Source organism: Streptosporangium lutulentum, assembly GCF_030811455.1.
In the GTDB taxonomy this organism is placed as follows: domain Bacteria; phylum Actinomycetota; class Actinomycetes; order Streptosporangiales; family Streptosporangiaceae; genus Streptosporangium; species Streptosporangium lutulentum.
The window spans coordinates 8,798,836-8,819,545 of record NZ_JAUSQU010000001.1; the positions used below are offsets into that span (position 1 = coordinate 8,798,836).

The following is a 20,710-nucleotide window of genomic DNA, read 5'->3' on the forward strand; positions in this document are numbered from 1 at the left end:
GCGATGAATCTGGTCAATCTTGAGTCGGTCTCCCACTCCTACGGTCCCAAGCCTCTGCTCAGCGATGTCTCCCTCGGCATCGAGACAGGCGACCGCATCGGCGTGGTCGGTCGCAACGGCGGCGGCAAGACAACCCTTATCTCAGTGATCGCCGGTGATCTCAAGCCCAACAACGGCGGGCGGGTCACGCACAACCGCGGACTCCAGGTGGGGGCGCTGTCGCAGGGCGACGACCTCGACCCGGCGCGGTCGGTGCAGGACATCGTCCTCGGCGGCAGGCCGGAGCACGAATGGGCGGGTGACGCGGGCGTCCGCGAGATCCTCGCGAGCCTGCTCGGCGACATCGACCTGGCCGCGCTCGCCGGGAGCCTGTCGGGTGGCGAGCGGCGCCGTACGGCCCTCGCCAAGCTGCTCATCGACGAGCACGACCTGATCATTCTGGACGAGCCCACCAACCATCTCGACATCGAGGCCATCGACTGGCTGGCCAGGCACCTGGCGGGCCGCAGGACGGCGCTGGTGGTCGTCACCCACGACCGGTGGTTCCTGGACGCGGTGTCCACCCGGACCTGGGAGGTCGTGGACGGCTCGGTCGAACGCTACGAGGGCGGATACGCCGCCTACGTGCTGGCCAAGGCCGAGCGCGCCCGGATCGCGGCCTCCACCGAGGCCCGCCGCCAGAACCTGATGCGCAAGGAGATCGCCTGGCTCCGCCGGGGGCCGCCCGCGCGCACCTCCAAGCCCAAGTTCCGCATCGACGCCGCCCAGGCGCTGATCGCCGACGAGCCTCCCGCCCGGGAGAGCGTCGAGCTGGTCAAGTTCGCCGCCGCCAGGCTGGGCCGGACGGTCTACGACCTTGAGGACGTCACCCTGCACGCCGGCGGCCCCGGCCAGGGCCCGAAGGTCCTCGACCGCTCCACCTGGCAGTTCGGCCCGGGTGACCGGGTCGGCCTGATCGGCGTGAACGGCTCCGGCAAGTCCTCGCTGCTCCGCCTGCTCGCCGACACGGTCCAGCCCGATTCGGGCAAGGTCGTGCGCGGCAAGACGGTCCGTCTGGCGCACCTGTCGCAGGAGCTGAGCGAGCTCGACCCCACGCGGCGGGTGCTGGAGACCGTCGAGGAGATTCGCAAGTTCATCCAGGTCGGCAAGAAGGAGTGGACGGCCTCCCAGCTGCTGGAGCGCCTCGGCTTCAAGGGCGACGCCCAGTGGAAGGTGGTCGGAGACCTGTCCGGCGGCGAGCGGCGCCGCCTCCAGCTGCTCCGCCTGCTGATGGACGACCCGAACGTGCTGCTGCTCGATGAGCCGACCAACGACCTCGACATCGAGACGCTCAACGAGCTGGAGGACCTGCTCGACGGCTGGCCGGGCACGCTGATCCTGGTCAGCCACGACCGCTACTTCCTGGAGCGGGTCTCCGACAAGACCGTCGCACTGCTCGGCGACGGCAAGCTGTCGATGCTCCCCGGCGGCGTGGACGAATACCTGGCGCGGCGCTCCTCGGGCGCGGCGCTGTCCGCGCGCGCGGCCTCGGGGGCGACGTCCGGTACGGCTTCCGTGGCCGCGGCCTCGGCTCCGCAGGCGGCCGATTCCGGACTGTCCGCGAAGGACGAGCGCGAGCTCCGCAAGGAGCTCTCCCGCCTGGAGCGCCAGCTCGGCAAGCTGGACGGTCGCCAGGCCAAGCTCCACGCCTCCATGGCCGATGCCGCCGCCGACTACGGTCGTCTGGCCTCCCTCGACGCCGAGCTCAAGGAGATCCTCGCGGAGAAGGACACGATCGAGGGCGCGTGGCTGGAGCTGGCCGACCGTCTGGGCGAGTGACGCCCGCCGCCTCCCGATCGTGAGCGGGCCGGTGCCCACGATCGGGAGGCGGCGGCCGGTCGCGGTCCTGGGCCCGCTCGTGATCGGGAACGGTCGCCGGTCGCCGGTCGTGAGCCCGCTCGTGATCGGAGGCGCCGGCCGGTCGCGGTCCTGGGCCCGTTCACGGTCGGGAACGCTCGCCGGCCGTGGGCGCCCGTCCGCTCTCGATGGAAATGCCCGCCGTCTCCCGATGGTGAGTCCCGATCGGGTTTAGCTCCCTCCGATGGGGCAGAGAGCTCAGCGCGCTCCTGTGTCGGTGGCGTCAAAAGGGACGAGTAACGTGCGCAGCAGGCCCGAAAGGGCCTGCTGTTCATGTTTTCCGAGGTTCGCCAGCAGCTCGTGCTCGCGGCGGAGCAGATCGGCGAAGGCGCTGTCGACCCGTTCTCGCCCGGCCGCGGTCAGGGAGACCAGGACCCCTCGCCTGTCCTCGGTGTCGGGACGGCGCCTGACCAGACCGGCCGCGGTGAGCCGGTCGATGCGGTTGGTCATCGTCCCGGACGTCACCAGGGTCGCGCGGAGCAGGGCTCCCGGACTCATCTCGTACGGCTCGCCGGCCCGGCGCAGGGCCGTGAGCACGTCGAACTCCCAGGACTCCAGGCCGTGTTCGGCGAAGGAGGCGCGGCGGGCACGGTCGAGGTGGCGGGCCAGCCGGGATACCCGGCTGAGCACCTGGAGCGGTTCCACGTCCAGGTCGGGACGCTCCTGGCGCCAGGCGGCGACCAGCCGGTCGACCTCGTCCTCCGAGCGCTCGGCGTCGTGGTCCACGTGGGGCAGGGTCATGTCGCGAGTGTATCTGTCTTGACATCGAGATACTTGGCCGGATATCAATCATCTTGATGTCAAGAGATATGTGGGACCCTGAAATCTACAACCGCTACGCCGACGAGCGCTCGCGGCCTTTCTTCGATCTTGTCGCCAGGATAGCCGCAGAGCGGCCCGGCCAGGTGGTCGACGCGGGATGCGGCACCGGCGAACTCACCGCGGCGCTGGCCAGGCGCTGGCCGGACGCCGACGTCCACGGCTTCGACTCCTCTCCCGCGATGATCGAGAAGGCCCCCGCGGGCGGGCGGCTGAGTTTCTCGGTCGACGACGTCACGCGGTGGCGGCCGGAGCGCCCGGTGGACGTGATCGTGTCCAACGCGGTCCTGCAGTGGGTGCCCGAGCATCGCGAACTGCTGGGGCGGTGGGTGGACGCGCTCGTGCCGGGGGGCTGGCTCGCCTTCCAGGTTCCGGGTAACTTCGAGGCTCCCAGCCACGTGCTGATCCGTGAGCTGTGCCGTACCACCTGGCGCGATCGGCTGGACGGCGTGGCGAGGCCGGGCCCTGTCGACGACCCGGCCGACTACCTCGACCTGCTCGCCGGCCTGGGCTGCCGGGTGGACGCGTGGGAGACCACCTACCTCCACGTGCTCCCGGGGGAGGACGCGGTGCTCAGATGGGTCACCGGCACCGCCCTGCGTCCCATGCTCGACCGGCTGACGCCCGACGAGGCGGAGGCGTTCCTCGGCGACTGCGCCGCGCTGCTGAGGGAGGCCTACCCCCGCGGCCCCCACGGCACGATCTTCCCCTTCCGCCGGATCTTCGTCGTCGCCCAGAAGTGATCGCCGGCCCCGGACGGGTGTTCCGCCACTTCGGCGATCTCGAAAGTAATCGGATGGGGTTTCTGGACGGATAACCGGGCATCAATAAATACTGCTAGTAAGCGGTTGATATGGGCAGACCAGGGGACGACCTGTGGCGATAGAGATCGAAGACAAGTTCGACGTTCCGCTGGATTACGAGGTTCCGGAACCGTCGAACCTTCCAAGCGGTACGGAGATCGTGGGTCCGAAGACCCACCAGCTCGTGGCGCTCTACTTCGACACCCCCGATCTGAGGCTCGCCGCGCGTGGCATCACCCTGCGCCGCCGCAGAGGCGGCACCGACCCCGGCTGGCATCTCAAACTTCCACAGGCCAAGGGCGTCCGGCAGGAGATCACCCGCCCGCTGACCAGGAGCGCCAAGATCGTCCCCCCCGAGCTGGTGGACCTCGTGCTCGCCTACACCCGGGGAACCCCCCTCGCGCCGGTCGCCGAACTCGACACCCGCCGTACCACCACCACGCTGGTCAACGCAGCGGGCGTGCGGCTGGTGGAGATCGCGGACGACCGGGTCAAGGGCACCGTGTTCAACGAGGGCAAGCACGTCGAGCGCTGGCGCGAGGTCGAGGCCGAGCTGATCGAGGGCGAGGAGAAGCTGCTCAAGAAGATCGGCAAGCAGCTGACCAAGGCCGGCGCCACCCCCGCCGACTCGGCCAACAAGCTCTCGCGCCTGCTGAACGCCGCGGGTCCCGTCCCCGAGCAGCCGCGCGCGGAGACCGAACGGGGATCCGCGGGCGAGGTCGTCGTCGACTACATCTCCTCCCAGGTCTCCGCGCTGCTCGCGCAGGACCCCCGGGTCCGCCGCGCGGAGGAGGACGCCGTACACCAGATGCGCGTCGCCTGCCGGCGGCTCCGCAGCGTGCTGAAGTCGTTCAAGACGATCGTCGAGGGGACCGAGAACCTTCAGGACGAGCTCAGGTGGCTGGGCGAGGTCCTCGGTGAGGCGCGCGACCTGGAGGTCATCCGGGAGCGGTTCGCCCACAGGCTCGACAACCTGGACGACGCCCTGATCGTGGGCCCGATCAGGGCCCGCCTCAGCTCCGACCTGCTGGACGAGGAGCACGAGGCCTACGACCGGATCAGGGAGACGCTCGGCGGCGAACGGTACTTCGCCCTGCTCGACGCCCTCGACGACCTGGTCGGCACCCCCGTGCTGACCAAGGCCGCCGGCAAGCCCGCCGACGCCCTGGACGCCGTCGCCGCCAAGAGCTGGCGCCGGGTGGTCAGGGCCTACGACGCCGCCCAGGCCATCGAGGACTCCGCCGAGCGCGAGGTCGCGATGCACGAGGTGCGCAAGGCGGCCAAACGGGCCCGCTACACCGCCGAGACGCTCGGGAAGAGGAAACTGGCCAAGCGGGCGGAGGCCGTACAGGAGGTGCTGGGCACCTACCGGGACGGCATCGTCGCGCAGGAGCGGCTGACGGCCGAGGCCGAGACCGCCCGGCTGGCGGGGGAGGACACCTTCACCTACGGCGTGCTGACCGGCGTGGAACGGGCCGCGGCCGAGCGCGCCCACGAGGGGTTCCCCGCGCTCTGGGCCGAGACCACGGCCGCCGTCGCGAAGCTCGTCTGACGCGGCGCGGAGGCCGCGGGCTCGACCGGTCCTTCGCCGCACGGAGAAGCTCGTCTGACGCGGCGCGGCGACTACGGGCTCGACCGTCCTTCGCCAGGCGGGGACGACCGGAGAAGTCCACGAAGGGTCCGTCTGGCGATCCTCCGCGGCCGGGCCTCGGCGCCGTACGCTCCGCCGCCGGACAGAACCGGCTAGACGAGGTAGTGGTCGACGCCGACGATCCGGCCGTCGGCGTGGTGCAGCACCATGAACGCGCCCTTGCGCAGGCGCGCGTCCTCCACCTGGTCACAGACCTTCGAGATCAGGTCGGGCAGGACCTTCCCGTGGCTGCAGAACGCCGCGTTCCGCCCGGAGGCCAGGGCGTCGGTGACCAGGCGCAGGGAGGTCTGGGGGTCGTAGCGGGTCTCCGACAGCGAGGGCTCGAACTCGATCTCCAGTCCTGACCGCTCGGCGTACGGCTCCAGGGTCTGCACGCATCGCTTGCTGGGCGAGCTGACCAGCTTCGCGGGGCGGTAGCCGGACAGCACGTCGGCGAGCACCTCGGCCTGCCTCCTGCCCCTGGCGTCGAGCGGCCGTTCGTCGTCGTCGCCGTTCCAGTCCTTGCGCGCTCCGGCCAGGGCGTGCCGTACGAAGATGAGCGGCGTGGTCGCCGGCGGGGCCGCGCGGAAGGCGCGGAGCACCTCGACGTCCAGCTCGTAGGTGAGCCGCCGCGCGGCCTCCTCCACCGGCAGCCAGACCACCTCGTCGACCTCGTCGTCGGCGGGACGGGGGCTCTCGGAGATCATCCGAGCCACCCAGTAGTCGACGCGCTTGAGGCGCTCGCCCTTCGGGTAGTGGACCGGCGGCAGCGACCGGCCGAGCTCGACGGTGATCCCCGTCTCCTCGCCCACCTCGCGCAGCGCCCCGGCGATGACGTGCTCGCCGGATTTCAGCTTCCCCTTGGGAAAGGACCAGTCGTCGTACCTCGGCCGGTGAACGAGCACGACCTCAGGCGAGGACTCCGCACCCCGCCACACCACCGCCCCGGCGGCGCGGATCACGTTCGTCGGGTGCGCCTGAGGTTCAGTCATCGATCGTCCTCCACCGCCGGGTGCTGATCAGGTGGGTGTGCAGGTCGTCCCCCCGATGCTTGGTCCAGGTCCCGTCCGAGTTCAGCCACCAGGTCAGGGTGTCGTCCGACATTCCCCGGTCGAGAAGCTCGCTGAGATAGACCCGCTGCTGCTGGCTGGCGACCTTGACCAGCGCCTCCACCCTGCGTTCCAGGTTACGGCGCATCACGTCGCCGCTGCCGATCCAGATCTCCGGCCTGCGTCCGTGTCCGAACTCGTAGATGCGCGAGTGTTCGAGGAACCGGCCCAGCACGCTCCTCACCCGGATGTTCTCCGACAGTCCGGGGACGCCCGGCCGCAGGGTGCACACCCCGCGCACCCACAGGTCCACCGGGACGCCCGCCTGCGAGGCCCGGTAGAGCGCGTCGATGATCGGCTCGTCCACCAGGGAGTTCGTCTTCATCCTGATCCTGGCGGGACGGCCGGCCTCCTGATGGGAGATCTCCCGCTCGATCCTGGCCAGCAGCCCGCCGCGCAGGGAGTGCGGCGCGACCAGCAGCCGCCGGTAGGCGGAGTGGTTGGAGTAGCCGGTCAGGTGGATGAACAGGTCCGTGACGTCCTCGCCGACCAGCCGGTCGGCGGTGAGCAGGCCCAGGTCCTCGTAGTGCCTGGCGGTCTTGGGGTTGTAGTTCCCCGTGCCGATGTGGCAGTAGCTGCGCAGTTCGCCGGAGGGCTCCTGCCGTACGACGAGGGCCAGCTTGCAGTGGGTCTTCAGCCCCACGACGCCGTAGACCACGTGGCACCCGGCCCGCTCCAGCTTGCGGGCCCAGGTGATGTTGGCGTGCTCGTCGAAACGGGCCTTGATCTCCACGACCACGACGACCTGCTTGCCCGCCTCGGCGGCGTCGACCAGCGCGTCCACGATCGGCGAGTCGCCGCTGGTCCGGTAGAGCGTCTGCTTGATGGCCAGCACGCTCGGGTCGGCGGCGGCCTGTTCGATGAAGCGCTGAACGCTCGTGGAGAACGAGTCGTACGGGTGGTGCAGCAGCACGTCCCGCTCGCGGAGCACGGCGAAGATGTCGTCGTCGACGTGGACGACCTCGGCGGGCACGAAGGGACGAAAGCTCAGCTCGCCCCGTTCCAGGTCGGAGATCGCGTGCAGCCCGGTCAGGTCCAGCGGGCCGGGCAGCCGGTAGATCTCGTGATCGGCCACCCCCAGCTCCTCCACGAGAAGGTCGAGCACCTCGGGCGTGATGGTGTCCTCGACCTCCAGCCGGACGGGCGGGCCGAAGCGGCGCTTGAGCAGTTCGCGCTCCAGCGCCTGCATGAGGTTCTCGGTGACGTCCTCGTCCACGTCCAGGTCCTCGTTGCGGGTCACCCGGAAGACGTGGTGCTCGACGATCTCCATGCCCTTGAAGAGCTGGCCGAGGTGAGCGGCGATCACGTCTTCGAGGGGGACGAAGCGAGCCTTGGACGCCGTGACGAAGCGGGGCAGCTGGCTCGGCACCTTCACCCGGGCGAACACGGTGTGACCGGTCGAGGGGTTGCGGACGGTGACGGCCAGGTTGAGGGACAGGCCAGAGATGTATGGAAAAGGGTGCGCGGGGTCGACGGCCAGCGGGGTCAGCACCGGCCGGACTCTTTCCCGGAACAGCTTGCGCATCTCGCTGCGCTCGTCACGGCCCAGGTCGTCCCAGCGCACGATCTCGATGCCCTCGGCGGCCAGTTGCGGAAGCACCCGCTCCTGGAAGCAGGTCGAGTGCCGCTGCGCGAGGTCGTCGGCGATCGCGGCGATCCTGGCCAGCTCCTCGCGGGGTTTCAGCCCGCTTTTCGTCCGCAGCAGCAGGCCGGTGGCCATCCGCCGCTTCAGCCCGGCCACTCGCACCCGGAAGAACTCGTCCAGGTTGCTGGCGAAGATCGCCAGGAACCTGACCCGTTCGAGCAGGGGGAGAGAGGGATCCTCCGCCATCTCCAGAACCCGCTGGTTGAACTGGAGCCAGCTCTCCTCGCGGTTGAGAAAACGTTCTTGCGGAAGGGGCAACCCTTCGACGGCGGGGTGGGTGGGTTCAGCGGACATATGACCAGAATGCCCGATTTAATCAAATAGAGCGTTAATTTCGGCTCAACGACCGCTGTTGCTTACTCGGTTGGCTCAAGTTTTTCCTGCTCCATACCAGCGTGCCCGGCCGCCTCGGCCTGCCTGGCGGCCTCCCGCTCGGCGGTCTTCGCCTCCCGCACCCGGATCTTCTCCTGCTCCTTGAGCTCTCGCTCGCGGGCCTTCTCCTGGTCCCTGAGCAGCCGTTCCCGCTCACGGAACTCCCGCTCGTTCGACTTCTCCAGCTCGCGTTGCTCCCGGAGCCGCAGCTTCTCCCGCTCCCTCTCAAGCTTCGCGGCCTCGCGCACCTCGCGCTCGCGGAGCTTCTCCTGCTCCTTGAGCTCCCGCTCGCGGGCCTTCTCCATCTCCCGCAGTTCCTTGTCGGTGGGACGCGGCGGCAGCGGCGTCCGCCGCTGCTCCAGGCCCCTGGAGGAGGCGGTCAAGCGTGGTTGCGGGTTCAGTCCCGTGAGGCCGTTCCAGGCGAGGTTGACCAGATGGGCGGCCACTTCCTCGCGAGGGGGCCTGCGCACGTCCAGCCACCACTGGCCGGTCAGCGCCACCATGCCGACCAGCATCTGCGCGTACATCGGGGCCAGCTTCGGGTCGTAGTCGCGTTCGACGAACTCGTCGACCATGACGTCCTCGACCTGACTGGCGATGTCGTTGATCAGACTGGCGAACGTGCCGGTCCCCGAGGCGGCGTGCGAGTCCCGGACCAGGATCCGGAAGCCCTCGCTGTTCTCCTCCACGTAGGCCAGCAGCGCCAGGGCGGCCCGTTCCAGCTTGATCAGGGAGTGCGAGGCCGACAGGGCCTCGGTCACCATGCCGAGCAGTTTTTGCATCTCCCGGTCGACGACGACCGCGTAAACCCCCTCCTTGCCACCGAAGTGCTCGTAGACCACCGGTTTGGAGACGTTGGCGGTCGCCGCGATCTCCTCGACCGATGTGCCGTCGAACCCCTTTTCCGCGAACAGGGTCCGGCTGATTTGAATCAGCTGTTCCCGGCGTTCCTTGCCTGACATACGTCGTCGAGGTTCGCTCACGGTTCTAATAATGGTGCCCCCTGGCTGGGAAGCGGGACCTATGTCACGGACCGCTTCATTCGCGACAGTTGGGTTGAGCGTTGTCGCAAGGTCGGAAGGCATCGTTGGTACGCCGGCTCCTGGTAGGTGTGCGGGCCTGGATGTGTCGGGTTTTCTGCCATGACGGGGCCGCCGCTCGGGGCGGCCCTGGTGGAACCGTCGGGTGACGATGCGCGGTGGAACCGTCGGGCGGCGATGCGCGGTGCGCGGTGCGCGGTGCGCGGTGCGCGGTGCGCGGTGCGCGGTGCGCGGTGCGAGCCGTCAGGCGGCGATGCGCTTCGCGGCCAGTCGCTCGGGCGTCGGCCAGCGGACGTCGTAGGCCCAGCCGGCCTTCTCGAACCAGCGGATCACGCCCGCGCTGAGGTCGATCTGGCCCTTGAGCGCGCCGTGCCGGGCGCAGGTCGGGTCGGAGTGGTGCAGGTTGTGCCAGGACTCGCCGAACGACGGGATGGCCAGCCACCACACGTTGCGTGACTTGTCCCGCGACTCGAAAGCCTCCTCGCCGAAGACGTGGCAGATGGAGTTGATCGACCAGGTCACGTGGTGCAGCAGGCCGATCCGGACCAGGGTGCCCCAGAAGAAGCCGGTCGCCATGCCCCACCACGACCAGGTCAGCAGGCCGCCGAGCAGGGCGGGGAGCACCATCGTGGTGATCGCCAGCACGGGGAAGAACTTGTGCAGCTTGATGATGTCCGGGTCCCTGACCAGGTCGGGTGCGTACTTCTCGCGGTTGGCCCGGTCGGTCTCGAACAGCCAGCCCATGTGCGCCCAGAGCAGACCCTTGGTCACGGCCACGAAGCCGGGTCCGAAGCGCCACGGAGAGTGCGGGTCGCCGTCCTTGTCGGAGAACTTGTGGTGCTTGCGGTGGGTGGCCACCCAGTCCAGCACCGACATCTCCATCGAGAGGCTGCCCGCGATGCCCAGCGCGATCTTCAGCGGACGCTTGACCTTGAACGACCCGTGTGTGAAGTGGCGGTGCAGGCCGACGGTGACCCCCAGCCCGGTGACCACGTAGAACACGCCGGCGATCACGATGTCGGACCAGCCGAGGCCCCATCCCCAGGCGAGGGGAACGGCCGCGATCAAGGCGATCAGCGGCGCGGCCACGATCACCCCGAAAACGATGAGCTCGGGAAGGGTCTTCTTCTCAGGGTCGGCGTCTGGTTTGGGCCCGGGTCTCGGGCCCGGAACAGGGCTTTCTGCGATGACGGTCATGCGATACCTCGCGAAGGCTCGGAAGTGGGGGGGATGGACTTTTGTCTGGCTACGCCAACGTAACCTACGGAATCGTAAGTTAGGAGCCCCTGGCCGTTTAATATGGGGAAAATGACTATCGAGGACTCGTCCACAGCGGGTTCATGTCTTGTCTACCACCAGCCTGACCTGCTAAACGGTTGGTCCCGGGCGGCTCGCGCCGGGCTTCCCCGAGGGTCGTCCGGCCTCGTGGTCGAGGAGGACTCAAAAGGAGGCGCGTTCGACGTCAAGGGCTCGGTATCGTAGGGGGGTGCCGGGCGCGCGGACGTAGTCTGGGTCGCACGGCCGATCCGGCATTGGGTAATTGGCAGCCCGCAAGGTTTTGGTCCTTGTTGTCCAGGTTCGAGTCCTGGTGCCGGAGCCATCCTTGCTGTCCGATTAGTTGGTGCGGCTAGTCGGCTGGGTGGGTTTCCGAAGGGGAAGGTATCCTCACGTTGTCGAGCAGGTGACAGCGCGGTGCCCTGGCGGTAGCCGTATGTCGTCGTGCTTCGTCATGTCTCAGCCGCGACGCCGAGGGAGCCTCGTCCGTGAGTGTGCCGCGCCCGGCCGCCGTCATCGTCCTCGCCGCAGGTGAGGGTACCCGGATGAAGTCGAAAACACCGAAGATCCTGCATGAGGTGTCCGGCCGTACCCTGGTCGACCACATGCTCACCGCCGCTCGGGGCCTGGAGCCCGAGCGACTTATCGTCGTCGTCGGTCACGCGCGAGATCGGGTTCAGGCGCATCTGGCGCAGACCAGTCCCGACGCGCAGACCGTCGTCCAATTCGAGCAGAAGGGGACCGGTCACGCCGTTCGGGTCGTCCTGGAATCGGTCGGCACCATCGGCGGCACGGTCCTGGTGACCTACGGTGACACGCCGCTCCTGCGCGCCGAGACCCTCGCCGCGCTCCTGGAACGGCACGGTGAGGACGGCAACGCCGTCACCGTGCTGACCGCCGAGGTCCCCGACCCCCACGGCTACGGCCGGATCGTCCGCGACGCCACCGGAGCGGTGCTGGAGATCGTCGAGGAGAAGGACGCGGGCCCGGAACAGCGGGCGATCAAGGAGATGAACTCCGGCGTCTACGCCTTCGACGGACTGCTCCTGGCCGACGCGGTCAAGCGGGTGTCCACCTCCAACGCCCAGGGGGAGGAGTACCTCACCGACGTCCTGTCGATCCTGAGGCAGGACGGCCACCGGGTCGGCGCGCACGTCGCGGCCGACTACGTCGAGGTGGAGGGCGTCAACGACCGCGTGCAGCTCGCCTTCGCCCGGAAGGTGCTCAACTCCCGGCTGCTGGAGGCCCACATGCGGGCAGGGGTCACGGTGATCGACCCCGAGAGCACGTGGGTGGACGTGGACGTGACGCTGGAGCCGGACGTGGTGATCCACCCCAATACCCAGTTGCACGGCCGCACGACCGTCGGGGAAGGCGCGGAGGTCGGCCCGGCCACCACGCTGACCGACACGGTCGTCGGCGAGGGGGCGCTGGTCCGCAACGCCGTCTGCGTCGAGGCCGAGATCGGCCCCGAGGCCCTGGTCGGGCCGTACGCCTACCTGAGGCCGGGCACCGTGCTCGCGCGCAAGGCCAAGGCCGGCACCTACGTCGAGATGAAGAACGCCCAGGTGGGCGAGGGGGCCAAGGTGCCCCACCTGACCTACGTGGGCGATGCCACGATCGGCGTGGGGGCCAACATCGGAGCCTCGACGATCTTCGTGAACTATGACGGGGTGAACAAGCACCGCTCGACGGTGGGTGATCATGCCTTCGTCGGATGCGACACCATGCTCGTCGCGCCGGTGAACGTCGGTGACGGTGCCTACACCGCCGCGGGCTCGGTCATCGACAGCGACGTCCCTCCGGGGGCGATCGGGGTCGCCCGAGGGCGGCAGCGCAACATTGAAGGGTGGGTCGCGCGCAAGCGCGCGGGCACCAAATCGGCACAGGCCGCGCAGCGGGCGGCCGAGGCCGGGAATGAGCAGGGGAGCAAGACGTGAGCGAGCGGGCCAGCGGACACAGCGGCATCGCGAGGGCGACGACGAGCCGTCAGGCTAGGAGGACGGCATGAGCGGCATCAAGCAGCCGGGTGAGAAGAAACTGATGTTCTTCTCCGGGCGGGCGTACCCGGAACTGGCCGAGGAGGTGGCCGACCACCTCGGGGTCGACACCACCCCCACCACACTGCGCGACTTCGCCAACGGCGAGATCTACGCCCGCTACCCGGAGTCGGTCCGGGGCTGCGACGCGTTCGTCATCCAGAGCCACACCGGGCCCATCAACCAGTGGATCATGGAGCAGCTGATCATGGTGGACGCGCTCAAGCGCGCCTCCGCCAAGCGGATCACCGTGATCATGCCGTTCTACGGCTACGCCCGCCAGGACAAGAAGAGCCGGGGCCGCGAGCCCATCACCGCCCGGTTGATGGCCGACCTGCTCAAGACCGCCGGCGCCGACCGGCTGATGTCGATCGACCTGCACACCTCCCAGATCCAGGGCTTCTTCGACGGCCCGGTGGACCACCTGTTCGCCATGCCGGTCCTGGTCAACTACCTCAAGGACAAGCTCGACCTGGAGACGACCACCGTCGTCTCCCCCGACACCGGCCGAGTACGGCTGTCGGAGCGCTGGGCCGACACGCTGGGCACCCCGCTGGCCTTCATCCACAAGCGCCGCGATCTCGAAGTGGCCAACCAGGTGAAGGTGAACGAGGTCGTCGGCAAGGTGCGGGGCCGCACCTGTGTGCTGATCGACGACATGATCGACACCGCGGGCACGATCTGCAAGGCGGCCGACGCGCTGTACGAGCAGGGCGCCACCAACGTGGTCGTGGCCGCGACGCACGCGGTGTTCTCCGACCCCGCGGTGGACCGGCTGAAGAACTCCAAGGTCTCCGAAGTGATCGTCACCAACACGCTGCCGATCCCCGAGGACAAGAGGTTCGACAAGCTCACCGTGCTGTCGATCGCCCCGCTGATCGCCCGCGCGATCACCGAGGTGTTCAGCGACGGTTCGGTGACGAGCCTGTTCGAGGGCGACAGCTGACCCGAGGGGAGCGTCCGAGCCGTCCGGGCGAAGCCCGGCGCCGGGCCCTGTAGGGTAGTGAGATTGCGTGCGCTCGTAACGCCTTCCGCTAGGGCGGGTGAGGGGGAGCGCACCTTTCAACTTTCAAAGATCCCTAGGAGATCTGCCATGTCTAACGAGGTCGTCATCGCCGCCGAGTCGCGCTCGGAGTTCGGCAAGGGTGCCGCACGCAAGGTCCGCCGCCAGGACAAGGTGCCCGTCGTCCTGTACGGGCACGGCACCGACCCGCAGCACCTGACCCTCCCCGGCCACGAGCTCCTGCTCGCGCTGCGCACGCCGAACGTGCTGATCCGCCTCCAGGGCGCCTCCAGCGAGCTGGCGCTGCCCAAGGGCGTCCAGCGTGACCCGATCAAGGGCTTCCTGGAGCACGTCGACCTTCTGCTCGTCAAGAGCGGCGAGAAGGTCACCATCGACATCCCCGTCACCGTCGTGGGCGAGGTGGCCGACGGCATCCTCGACCAGCAGCTGGTCTCCATCTCGGTCGAGTCCGAGGCCACCCACATTCCGACCGGCGTCGAGGTCGACGTCGAGGGCATGGAGGTCGGCACCCAGGTCACCGCCGGCGACCTGAAGCTGCCCGAGGGCACCACCCTGGTCGCCGACCCGGAGACCCTGGTCCTGCACGTCACCGGCGCCCCGGTCGGCGAGCCCGAGCCCGAGGCCGCCGAGTCGGCCGAGGCCGCGGAGCCGGCCAACGAGTCCGCCGAGTAGTCCTCTCCGCTACAAAGCGGGTTTTCTCTGCTAGACCTGTCAGGGCAGTCCGAGACCGGACTGCCCTGACGCGCTTATGAAGGGATGCCGACGGTGGACCGCTGGTTGGTCGTGGGACTGGGAAACCCCGGGCCGGAATACGCCGCGAACCGGCACAACGCGGGGTTCATGGTGCTGGACGAACTCGCCGCACGGGCCGGTGGGCGGTTCAAGACGCACAGGTCGCGGGCCGAGGTCCTGGAGGGCCGCCTGGCGGGCGTCTCCGCGGTGCTGGCCAAGCCGATGTCCTTCATGAACCTCTCGGGCGGGCCGGTCAAGGCCCTGACCGACTTCTACAAGATCGACCCGGCCCACGTGATCGCGGTCCACGACGAGCTGGACATCCCGTACGGCGCGCTCAGGGCCAAGCTGGGCGGTGGCGACAACGGCCACAACGGGCTGAGGTCGATCACCAAGTCCCTGGCGACCAAGGACTATCTGCGGGTGCGGTTCGGCATCGGCCGCCCGCCCGGCCGGATGGACACCGCGGCCTACGTGCTGAGGGACTTCGCCACCGTCGAGCGCAAAGATCTGCCGTTCCTGGTCGACCGCGCCGCCGACGTGGTGGAGTCCCTGATCAAGGTGGGCCTTGAGCCGACCCAGAACGCCTTCCACGCGGGCGACCTGAACGTCTCGGGACCGCCGAGGTAGCCTCCCGGCGCCCGGGGCGGTACGGGTGCGGCGGCGCGCGGCCGGGCGGTTTCCGCCGTGCCCGGTTCGCCGCGGGCCCGCGGGCTCAGCCGAAGGCCATCAGGTTCTGCAGCAGCTCCGCCTGCTCGATCGCGTCGTCAAGCGCGTTGTGGGTGTGCGGCCGCGTGGAGTGCAGATGCCCGGGCATCTGCCGCTTGGTGGCCCAGCCGATGGGCACCCCCGCCTTGGCGGCGTAGAGCGTCTTGATGTCGAGGCAGCGCGAGTGCCCGAACGGCGAGGCGCCGGCGAAGCGCATGAAGTACCAGTAGATCCACATCCAGTCGTAGGAGAGCGGATAGGCGGCCATCACCGGCGTGCTGTTCCCGCACACCTCGCCGATCCACGCGGCGGCGGCCCGCATGGCCTCGGCCGGGTCCCGGCCCTCCCGGATCAGCGCCTGCCGGTCCAGCCCGCTGACGGCGAGCGCCTCGGGCACGTGGTCGTCGCTGATCGGCCTCAGCTCGACATAAAGGGTGTGGGTCTCGGCGTCCACCGGTTCGAAGACCTTTCCGGTCATCCGCCCGGCCACGGCCATCCCGAAGCTGACCATTGAATACGGCCCGGGAATCGGGCCATCGGCTTCAATGTCCACAGAGATATACGTTTCGGTTTTCAACCCTCGGGCCTCTCCTGCCGCCGCTACCATGCGGTGACTGTCCGTTCGTCAATGGTTACGCAGGGGGAGCGCGTGCGTGACGTGACCGTCGTTCAGGCCGCACCGAGATCGAGGGCGGCACCTCTGCGGCATATGCCGGGGTGGGTGCGAAGACACCGGCGGAGGGCTGTCGTCGGCGATCTCGGCTCCGCCTCTCTGGCCGGAGCCGTCGCGCTGTTCGTTCGCTTCGGTGAGGTTACTCCCTACGTCGTCCCGTACGTCGTGCTGAGCGCGGCACTTCCCGTCGTCTGGGTCTGTGTGGTCGCGCTGAACCGCGCCTACGAGCCCCGCCTCATCGGCCTGGGCTCCGAGGAGTTCCAGCGGGTCTTCCAGTGCGGGTTCATGCTCACCGCGGCCCTCGCCGTCGGCGCTTACCTGACCAAGACCGAGGTGGCCCGCGGCTACGTGGTCATGGCGATCCCGCTGGCGACGCTGCTGACCCTCCTCACGCGATACGGCCTGCGCCGCTCCCTGCACCGGATGCGAGCGAACGGCAGGTGCATGCGGCGGGTCGTGGCGGTGGGCCACCGGGCGGCGGTCGCCGAGCTGGTGCGCCGGTTCCGCCTGGAGCGCTATCACGGCATGGAGGTCGTCGGCGCCTGCCTGCCGCACGACGGCATGGGCGACGTGGAGGGCGTCCCGGTCCTGGGAGACTTCTCCGACGTCCCACTCGTGGTCGGGCAGATCGCGGCGGACACCGTGGCCGTGCTCGCCTGCCCCGACATGGACGGGGTGGCCCTGCGGCGATTGGCCTGGCGCCTGGAGAAGACCGGCACCGACCTGATCGTGGCCCCGGCGCTGATGGAGGTGGCCGGGCCGCGCATCAGCATCCGCCCGGCCGCCGGCCTGCCGTTGCTGCACGTGGACCACCCCGAGATCTCGGGGCTGCGCCGGCTGGTCAAGAACCTCTTCGACCGGATCGGGGCGGGACTGCTGCTGCTGGCGCTGCTGCCGCTCTTCGTCGGCATGACGGCGGCCATCCGGTCGTCGAGCCCGGGGCCGGCCTTCTTCCGGCAGACACGAGTGGGACGGGACGGCGCCGAGTTCACCATCTACAAGTTCCGGACGATGGGTGCCGACGCCGAGCGCCTGAAGATCGACCTGTCCAGCGACGAGCGGGGCGTGCTCTTCAAGATCCGGAACGACCCCCGCGTGACCCCGCTGGGCGCCTGGTTGCGCCGTCACTCCCTGGACGAGCTGCCCCAGCTGATCAACGTCGTGCTCGGTCACATGTCGCTGGTGGGCCCCCGGCCGCCGCTGCCCGAGGAGGTGGCCCGGTACGGGGACGACGTCAGGCGCAGGCTGCTGGTCAAGCCGGGGATGACCGGTCTGTGGCAGGTGAACGGACGGTCCGATCTGTCGTGGGAGGAATCGGTGCGGCTGGACCTGCGTTACGTGGAGAGTTGGTCCCTCACGCTGGACCTGCAGATTCTGTGGAAGACTTGGTCGGCTGTCGCGCGAGGGGCTGGAGCATACTGATGACGATTGGCGACGATCACGCCCTCGCCGGGGAGCTGGCGACGGCGGCCGGCGAGAAACTGCTGGCCCTGCGTGAGCGGGAGGGCTTCGGCGATCCCTCCGCGCTCCGCAAGGAGGGTGACAGGGCGGCGCACCTGTTCCTGATGGAGGCTCTGGCGCGGTCGCGGCCCGATGACAGCGTGCTGTCCGAGGAGGCGACCAGTGAGGAGCGTCTCGACCCTCGCCGCCTCAGGGCCGAGCGGGTGTGGATCGTCGACCCCCTGGACGGCACCCGTGAGTTCTCCGAGGAGGGGCGCAAGGACTGGGCGGTCCACGTGGCGCTCTGGGAGCGCGGCACGCTGACGGCCGGAGCGGTGGCGCTGCCCGCGCAGGGCCGGACGCTGTCCACCCTCGAACCGCCCGTGCTGCCCGAGCTCGGGCCGGAGGCCAGGCCGCGGATCGCGGTCAGCCGCACCCGTCCGCCGGAGTTCGTCCAGAAACTGGCCGACCTCGTCGGCGCCGATCTGGTGCCCATCGGATCGGCGGGCGCGAAGATCTCCGCGGTGCTCACCGGGGAGGTCGAGGCCTACGTGCACGCCGGCGGTCAGTACGAATGGGACTCCGCCGCGCCCGTGGCCGTGGCCCTCGCCTGCGGAGCCCACGCTAGCCGCATCGACGGCTCGCCCCTGGTCTACAACCAAGGCGACCCCTCGTTGCCGGATATTCTTGTATCCCTACCGGGACTGGCGCCAACGTTGCTCGCTGGAATCCGGGATCTACACCGATAAATCCCCGCTAGGAGAGTCTGATGCTCCAGAGCGACTACACAACGTCGCAGCTCGACGTCCTCGAGGCAGAGGCGATCCACATCATGCGTGAGGTGGCGGCCGAATTCGAGCGTCCCTGTCTTCTCTTCTCCGGTGGTAAAGATTCCATTGTCATGCTCCGCATCGCGGAGAAGGCGTTCTGGCCCGCACCGATCCCCTTTCCGCTGATGCACGTGGACACCGGGCACAACTTCCCGGAGGTCATCGAGTTCCGCGACCGCCGGTCGGAGGAGCTCGGCGCGCGGCTGGTCGTGGCCAGTGTCCAGGACTCCATCGACGCCGGACGGGTGGCCGAGGAGACCGGGCGCAGGGCGTCACGCAACCGGCTGCAGACCACCACGTTGCTGGACGCGATCGAGGACAACGAGTACGACGCGGTGTTCGGCGGCGCCCGCCGTGACGAGGAGAAGGCCCGCGCCAAGGAGCGGGTGTTCTCCTTCCGCGACGAGTTCGGCCAGTGGGACCCGAAGAGCCAGCGCCCCGAGCTGTGGAACCTCTACAACGCCAAGATCCGCAAGGGTGAGCACATCCGGGTGTTCCCGCTGTCCAACTGGACCGAGCTCGACATCTGGGACTACATCCGGCGCGAGGGCATCGAGATCCCCTCGATCTACTACGCGCACACCCGCAAGGTGTTCGAGCGCGACGGCATGCTGCTGGCCGACAGCGAGTTCATCATCCGCGACGAGGACGAGCAGCTCTTCGAGATGGTGGTCCGTTACCGCACGGTCGGCGATGTGACCTGCACCGGTGCGGTGCAGTCGGCCGCGGCGACGGTCGAGGAGATCATCGAAGAGATCGCCGCCACCCGCATCACCGAGCGCGGCGCCACCCGCGCCGACGACCGCGCCTCCGAGGCCTCCATGGAAGACCGTAAAAGGGAAGGTTACTTCTGATGGACATCCTTCGCTTTGCCACGGCGGGAAGCGTCGACGACGGAAAGTCGACCCTGATCGGCCGGCTGCTCTTCGACTCCAAGGCGATCTTCGAGGACCAGCTTGAGGCGGTCGAGCGCACCTCTCGCGACCGCGGTACCGAGTACACCGACCTGTCGCTGCTCACCGACGGGCTGCGGGCCGAGCGTGAGCAGGGCATCACGATCGACGTGGCCTACCGCTACTTCGCGACGCCCAAGCGCAAGTTCATCATCGCCGACACTCCCGGGCACATCCAGTACACCCGGAACATGGTCACCGGGGCCTCCACCGCCGACCTGGCGATCGTCCTGATCGACGCGCGCAAGGGCGTGCTGGAGCAGTCGCGGCGGCACGCGTTCCTGACCACGCTGCTGCGGGTGCCGCACCTGGTCCTGGCCGTCAACAAGATGGACCTGGTCGACTACTCCCAGGAGCGGTTCGAGGAGATCCGTGAGGAGTTCTCCTCCTTCGCCTCCAAGCTGAACGCGCCCGACCTGACGTTCATCCCGATCTCGGCGCTGCACGGCGACAACGTGGTGTCCCGCTCGGAGAACATGCCCTGGTACAACGGCTCCTCCCTGCTGCACCACCTGGAGCACGTGCACATCGCCTCCGACCGCAACCTGGTCGACGTGCGCTTCCCCGTCCAGTACGTCATCCGCCCGCAGCGGGCCACCGATCCGGCCCTGCACGACTACCGCGGTTACGCGGGCCAGGTCGCCGGTGGCGTGCTGAAGCCGGGCGACGAGGTCGTGCACCTGCCCTCGGGCCTGACCACGCGCATCGCCTCGATCGACACCTTCGACGGGCCGCTGGACGAGGCGTTCGCGCCGATGTCGGTGACCCTCAGGCTTGAGGACGACATCGACATCTCGCGCGGCGACATGATCTGCCGTCCGAACAACCAGCCGCACGTCGCTCAGGAGCTTGAGGCGATGGTGTGCTGGATGGCCGACGTGGCCAAGCTGGGCCCGCGCACCAAGCTGACCATCAAGCACACCACCCGTACGGCCCGCGCGGTGGTCCGGGACCTGCACTACCGGCTGGACGTCAACACCCTGCACAGGGACGAGTCGGCCCAGTCGCTCGGCCTGAACGAGATCGGGCGCGTCTCGCTCCGTGTCACCCAGCCGCTGTTCGTGGACGACTACGCGAGAAACCGCCTCACGGGCGGCTTCATCCTCGTGGACGACGCCACCAACAACACCGTCGGCGCGGGGATGATCGTCGAGGCCAGGTAGGAGCCGCGACGCCGGAATCCGCGGCGGGCGGGTGGGCGACGGCAGGCGCGAAACGGCCCGGGCCCGGTTCGCCGGTGCGACACCGCACCCGGGCCGGGCTCCGGTAGCGACCCGTCCGGGGCGAGCACGCACCGGACGGGTCATCCATGATGGGTCACCCGGGACGGGTCATCCATGATGGGTCACCCGGGACGGGTCATCCATGATGGGTCACCCGGGACGGACCATCCGGGATGGGTCACCCGGGACGGACCATCCAGGACGGGCCATCCAGGACGGACCATCCGGGACGGGTCGCCCGGGATGGGTCACCCAGGGCGGGTCGCCGGGACAAAGGGGCCCCTGACGAACGAGACCGAGAGGCTCGTTCGCCTGACCGCCGCCCTTCGGCCGGGCGTGCCCGGAGCCGGAAGCCCGGCTCGCGGCCGGATGAGTGGCTCCCACCGCGCCGTTTCCCGCCTCGCCCCGTCGGGCGGTGCGCACCCCGGTCCCCTCCGCCGCGGATGAGGACGCGTCCGCACCGGGAAGGCGGGCCTGAGAGTCCCGGCCGGGAAGAAGC

Annotated in this window: 17 protein-coding genes and 1 tRNA gene; 12 read left to right on the plus strand and 6 right to left on the minus strand. The window is 69.1% G+C overall.

Annotated elements, in window-relative coordinates; genetic code table 11:
- Nucleotides 1-3 precede the first annotated feature (3 nt).
- Nucleotides 4-1,818: an ABC-F family ATP-binding cassette domain-containing protein gene (locus tag J2853_RS39745; protein ID WP_307566426.1), complete on the plus strand. Its 1,815-nt coding sequence runs from the start codon at nt 4-6 to the stop codon at nt 1,816-1,818.
- A 276-nt stretch (nt 1,819-2,094) separates the two neighbouring features.
- On the opposite strand, the gene J2853_RS39750 is transcribed toward J2853_RS39745, so the two are convergent.
- A complete protein-coding gene (locus J2853_RS39750; protein WP_307566427.1) occupies nt 2,095-2,637 on the minus strand; it encodes a MarR family winged helix-turn-helix transcriptional regulator in 543 nt (180 codons plus the stop codon).
- 56 nt (nt 2,638-2,693) lie between these two features.
- Here J2853_RS39750 and J2853_RS39755 point away from each other — a divergent pair, with 56 nt between their 5' ends.
- Both J2853_RS39755 and J2853_RS39760 read left to right on the plus strand, forming a co-directional pair.
- Entirely contained in the window at nt 2,694-3,458 is a 765-nt protein-coding gene (locus J2853_RS39755; protein WP_307566429.1) for a trans-aconitate 2-methyltransferase, read from the plus strand.
- A 133-nt stretch (nt 3,459-3,591) separates the two neighbouring features.
- On the plus strand, nt 3,592-5,070 hold the full coding sequence (locus tag J2853_RS39760) for a CYTH and CHAD domain-containing protein (protein WP_307566431.1): 1,479 nt from the start codon (nt 3,592-3,594) through the stop codon (nt 5,068-5,070).
- A 191-nt stretch (nt 5,071-5,261) separates the two neighbouring features.
- Here the strand turns inward: J2853_RS39760 and J2853_RS39765 are convergent, their stop codons facing one another.
- The 4 genes from J2853_RS39765 to J2853_RS39780 form a co-directional block, all read right to left on the minus strand.
- Nucleotides 5,262-6,140: an NUDIX hydrolase gene (locus J2853_RS39765; RefSeq protein WP_307566433.1), complete on the minus strand. Its 879-nt coding sequence runs from the start codon at nt 6,138-6,140 to the stop codon at nt 5,262-5,264.
- Nucleotides 6,133-8,196 carry an RNA degradosome polyphosphate kinase gene (locus J2853_RS39770; protein WP_307566435.1) on the minus strand — a complete coding sequence of 688 codons (2,064 nt, stop codon included), beginning with the start codon at nt 8,194-8,196 and terminating at the stop codon, nt 6,133-6,135. The genes J2853_RS39765 and J2853_RS39770 overlap by 8 nt, the downstream gene beginning before the upstream one ends.
- A gap of 62 nt (nt 8,197-8,258) precedes the next feature.
- Complete coding sequence (locus J2853_RS39775) at nt 8,259-9,257, minus strand: TetR/AcrR family transcriptional regulator (protein WP_307566437.1); 999 nt, start codon at nt 9,255-9,257, stop codon at nt 8,259-8,261.
- 300 nt (nt 9,258-9,557) lie between these two features.
- Complete coding sequence (locus tag J2853_RS39780) at nt 9,558-10,511, minus strand: acyl-CoA desaturase (RefSeq protein WP_307566439.1); 954 nt, start codon at nt 10,509-10,511, stop codon at nt 9,558-9,560.
- Nucleotides 10,512-10,839: 328 nt separating this feature from the next.
- Here J2853_RS39780 and J2853_RS39785 point away from each other — a divergent pair.
- From J2853_RS39785 to pth, 5 genes are all read left to right on the plus strand, one after another.
- Nucleotides 10,840-10,914, plus strand: a tRNA-Gln gene (locus J2853_RS39785).
- Nucleotides 10,915-11,077: 163 nt separating this feature from the next.
- On the plus strand, nt 11,078-12,529 hold the full coding sequence (gene glmU, locus J2853_RS39790) for a bifunctional UDP-N-acetylglucosamine diphosphorylase/glucosamine-1-phosphate N-acetyltransferase GlmU (protein ID WP_307566440.1): 1,452 nt from the start codon (nt 11,078-11,080) through the stop codon (nt 12,527-12,529).
- A gap of 67 nt (nt 12,530-12,596) precedes the next feature.
- Nucleotides 12,597-13,574, plus strand: a complete 978-nt coding sequence (locus J2853_RS39795) for a ribose-phosphate diphosphokinase (protein WP_307566441.1) — start codon at nt 12,597-12,599, stop codon at nt 13,572-13,574.
- A gap of 147 nt (nt 13,575-13,721) precedes the next feature.
- The gene (locus J2853_RS39800; RefSeq protein ID WP_307566442.1) at nt 13,722-14,324 is read left to right on the plus strand and encodes a 50S ribosomal protein L25/general stress protein Ctc; all 603 of its coding nucleotides are present in this window, start codon (nt 13,722-13,724) and stop codon (nt 14,322-14,324) included.
- An 84-nt stretch (nt 14,325-14,408) separates the two neighbouring features.
- Complete coding sequence (pth, locus tag J2853_RS39805; protein ID WP_307566444.1) at nt 14,409-15,014, plus strand: aminoacyl-tRNA hydrolase; 606 nt, start codon at nt 14,409-14,411, stop codon at nt 15,012-15,014.
- Between the two features lie 85 nt (nt 15,015-15,099).
- Here the strand turns inward: pth and J2853_RS39810 are convergent, their stop codons facing one another.
- Nucleotides 15,100-15,603: an exonuclease gene (locus tag J2853_RS39810; protein ID WP_307566446.1), complete on the minus strand. Its 504-nt coding sequence runs from the start codon at nt 15,601-15,603 to the stop codon at nt 15,100-15,102.
- A gap of 117 nt (nt 15,604-15,720) precedes the next feature.
- Here J2853_RS39810 and J2853_RS39815 point away from each other — a divergent pair, with 117 nt between their 5' ends.
- Genes J2853_RS39815 through cysN form a run of 4 tightly spaced genes read left to right on the plus strand, consistent with a single transcriptional unit; the run spans nt 15,721 to nt 20,151 of the window.
- Nucleotides 15,721-17,187, plus strand: coding sequence for a sugar transferase (locus tag J2853_RS39815; RefSeq protein WP_307566449.1), 1,467 nt, complete (start codon nt 15,721-15,723; stop codon nt 17,185-17,187).
- Nucleotides 17,187-17,954 (plus strand): 3'(2'),5'-bisphosphate nucleotidase CysQ, encoded by a 768-nt coding sequence (locus J2853_RS39820; RefSeq protein ID WP_307566450.1) that lies wholly within the window; start codon nt 17,187-17,189, stop codon nt 17,952-17,954. The genes J2853_RS39815 and J2853_RS39820 overlap by 1 nt, the downstream gene beginning before the upstream one ends.
- A gap of 20 nt (nt 17,955-17,974) precedes the next feature.
- Nucleotides 17,975-18,889 carry a sulfate adenylyltransferase subunit CysD gene (gene cysD, locus J2853_RS39825; protein WP_307566451.1) on the plus strand — a complete coding sequence of 305 codons (915 nt, stop codon included), beginning with the start codon at nt 17,975-17,977 and terminating at the stop codon, nt 18,887-18,889.
- On the plus strand, nt 18,889-20,151 hold the full coding sequence (gene cysN, locus J2853_RS39830; RefSeq protein ID WP_307566453.1) for a sulfate adenylyltransferase subunit CysN: 1,263 nt from the start codon (nt 18,889-18,891) through the stop codon (nt 20,149-20,151). The genes cysD and cysN overlap by 1 nt, the downstream gene beginning before the upstream one ends.
- Nucleotides 20,152-20,710 lie beyond the last annotated feature (559 nt).

What these genes read in the sequence shown, in the direction of transcription:
- J2853_RS39745 (WP_307566426.1), top strand. Translation starts at nt 4, where the DNA reads ATGAATCTGGTCAATCTTGAGTCGGTCTCCCACTCCTACGGTCCCAAG.
- cysD (WP_307566451.1), top strand. Translation starts at nt 17,975, where the DNA reads ATGCTCCAGAGCGACTACACAACGTCGCAGCTCGACGTCCTCGAGGCA.
- J2853_RS39820 (WP_307566450.1), top strand. Translation starts at nt 17,187, where the DNA reads ATGACGATTGGCGACGATCACGCCCTCGCCGGGGAGCTGGCGACGGCG.
- J2853_RS39800 (WP_307566442.1), top strand. Translation starts at nt 13,722, where the DNA reads ATGTCTAACGAGGTCGTCATCGCCGCCGAGTCGCGCTCGGAGTTCGGC.
- pth (WP_307566444.1), top strand. Translation starts at nt 14,409, where the DNA reads ATGCCGACGGTGGACCGCTGGTTGGTCGTGGGACTGGGAAACCCCGGG.
- cysN (WP_307566453.1), top strand. Translation starts at nt 18,889, where the DNA reads ATGGACATCCTTCGCTTTGCCACGGCGGGAAGCGTCGACGACGGAAAG.
- J2853_RS39765 (WP_307566433.1), bottom strand. Translation starts at nt 6,140, where the DNA reads ATGACTGAACCTCAGGCGCACCCGACGAACGTGATCCGCGCCGCCGGG.
- J2853_RS39795 (WP_307566441.1), top strand. Translation starts at nt 12,597, where the DNA reads ATGAGCGGCATCAAGCAGCCGGGTGAGAAGAAACTGATGTTCTTCTCC.
- J2853_RS39780 (WP_307566439.1), bottom strand. Translation starts at nt 10,511, where the DNA reads ATGACCGTCATCGCAGAAAGCCCTGTTCCGGGCCCGAGACCCGGGCCC.
- J2853_RS39810 (WP_307566446.1), bottom strand. Translation starts at nt 15,603, where the DNA reads ATGGTCAGCTTCGGGATGGCCGTGGCCGGGCGGATGACCGGAAAGGTC.
- J2853_RS39770 (WP_307566435.1), bottom strand. Translation starts at nt 8,196, where the DNA reads ATGTCCGCTGAACCCACCCACCCCGCCGTCGAAGGGTTGCCCCTTCCG.
- J2853_RS39750 (WP_307566427.1), bottom strand. Translation starts at nt 2,637, where the DNA reads ATGACCCTGCCCCACGTGGACCACGACGCCGAGCGCTCGGAGGACGAG.
- J2853_RS39815 (WP_307566449.1), top strand. Translation starts at nt 15,721, where the DNA reads ATGGTTACGCAGGGGGAGCGCGTGCGTGACGTGACCGTCGTTCAGGCC.
- J2853_RS39755 (WP_307566429.1), top strand. Translation starts at nt 2,694, where the DNA reads ATGTCAAGAGATATGTGGGACCCTGAAATCTACAACCGCTACGCCGAC.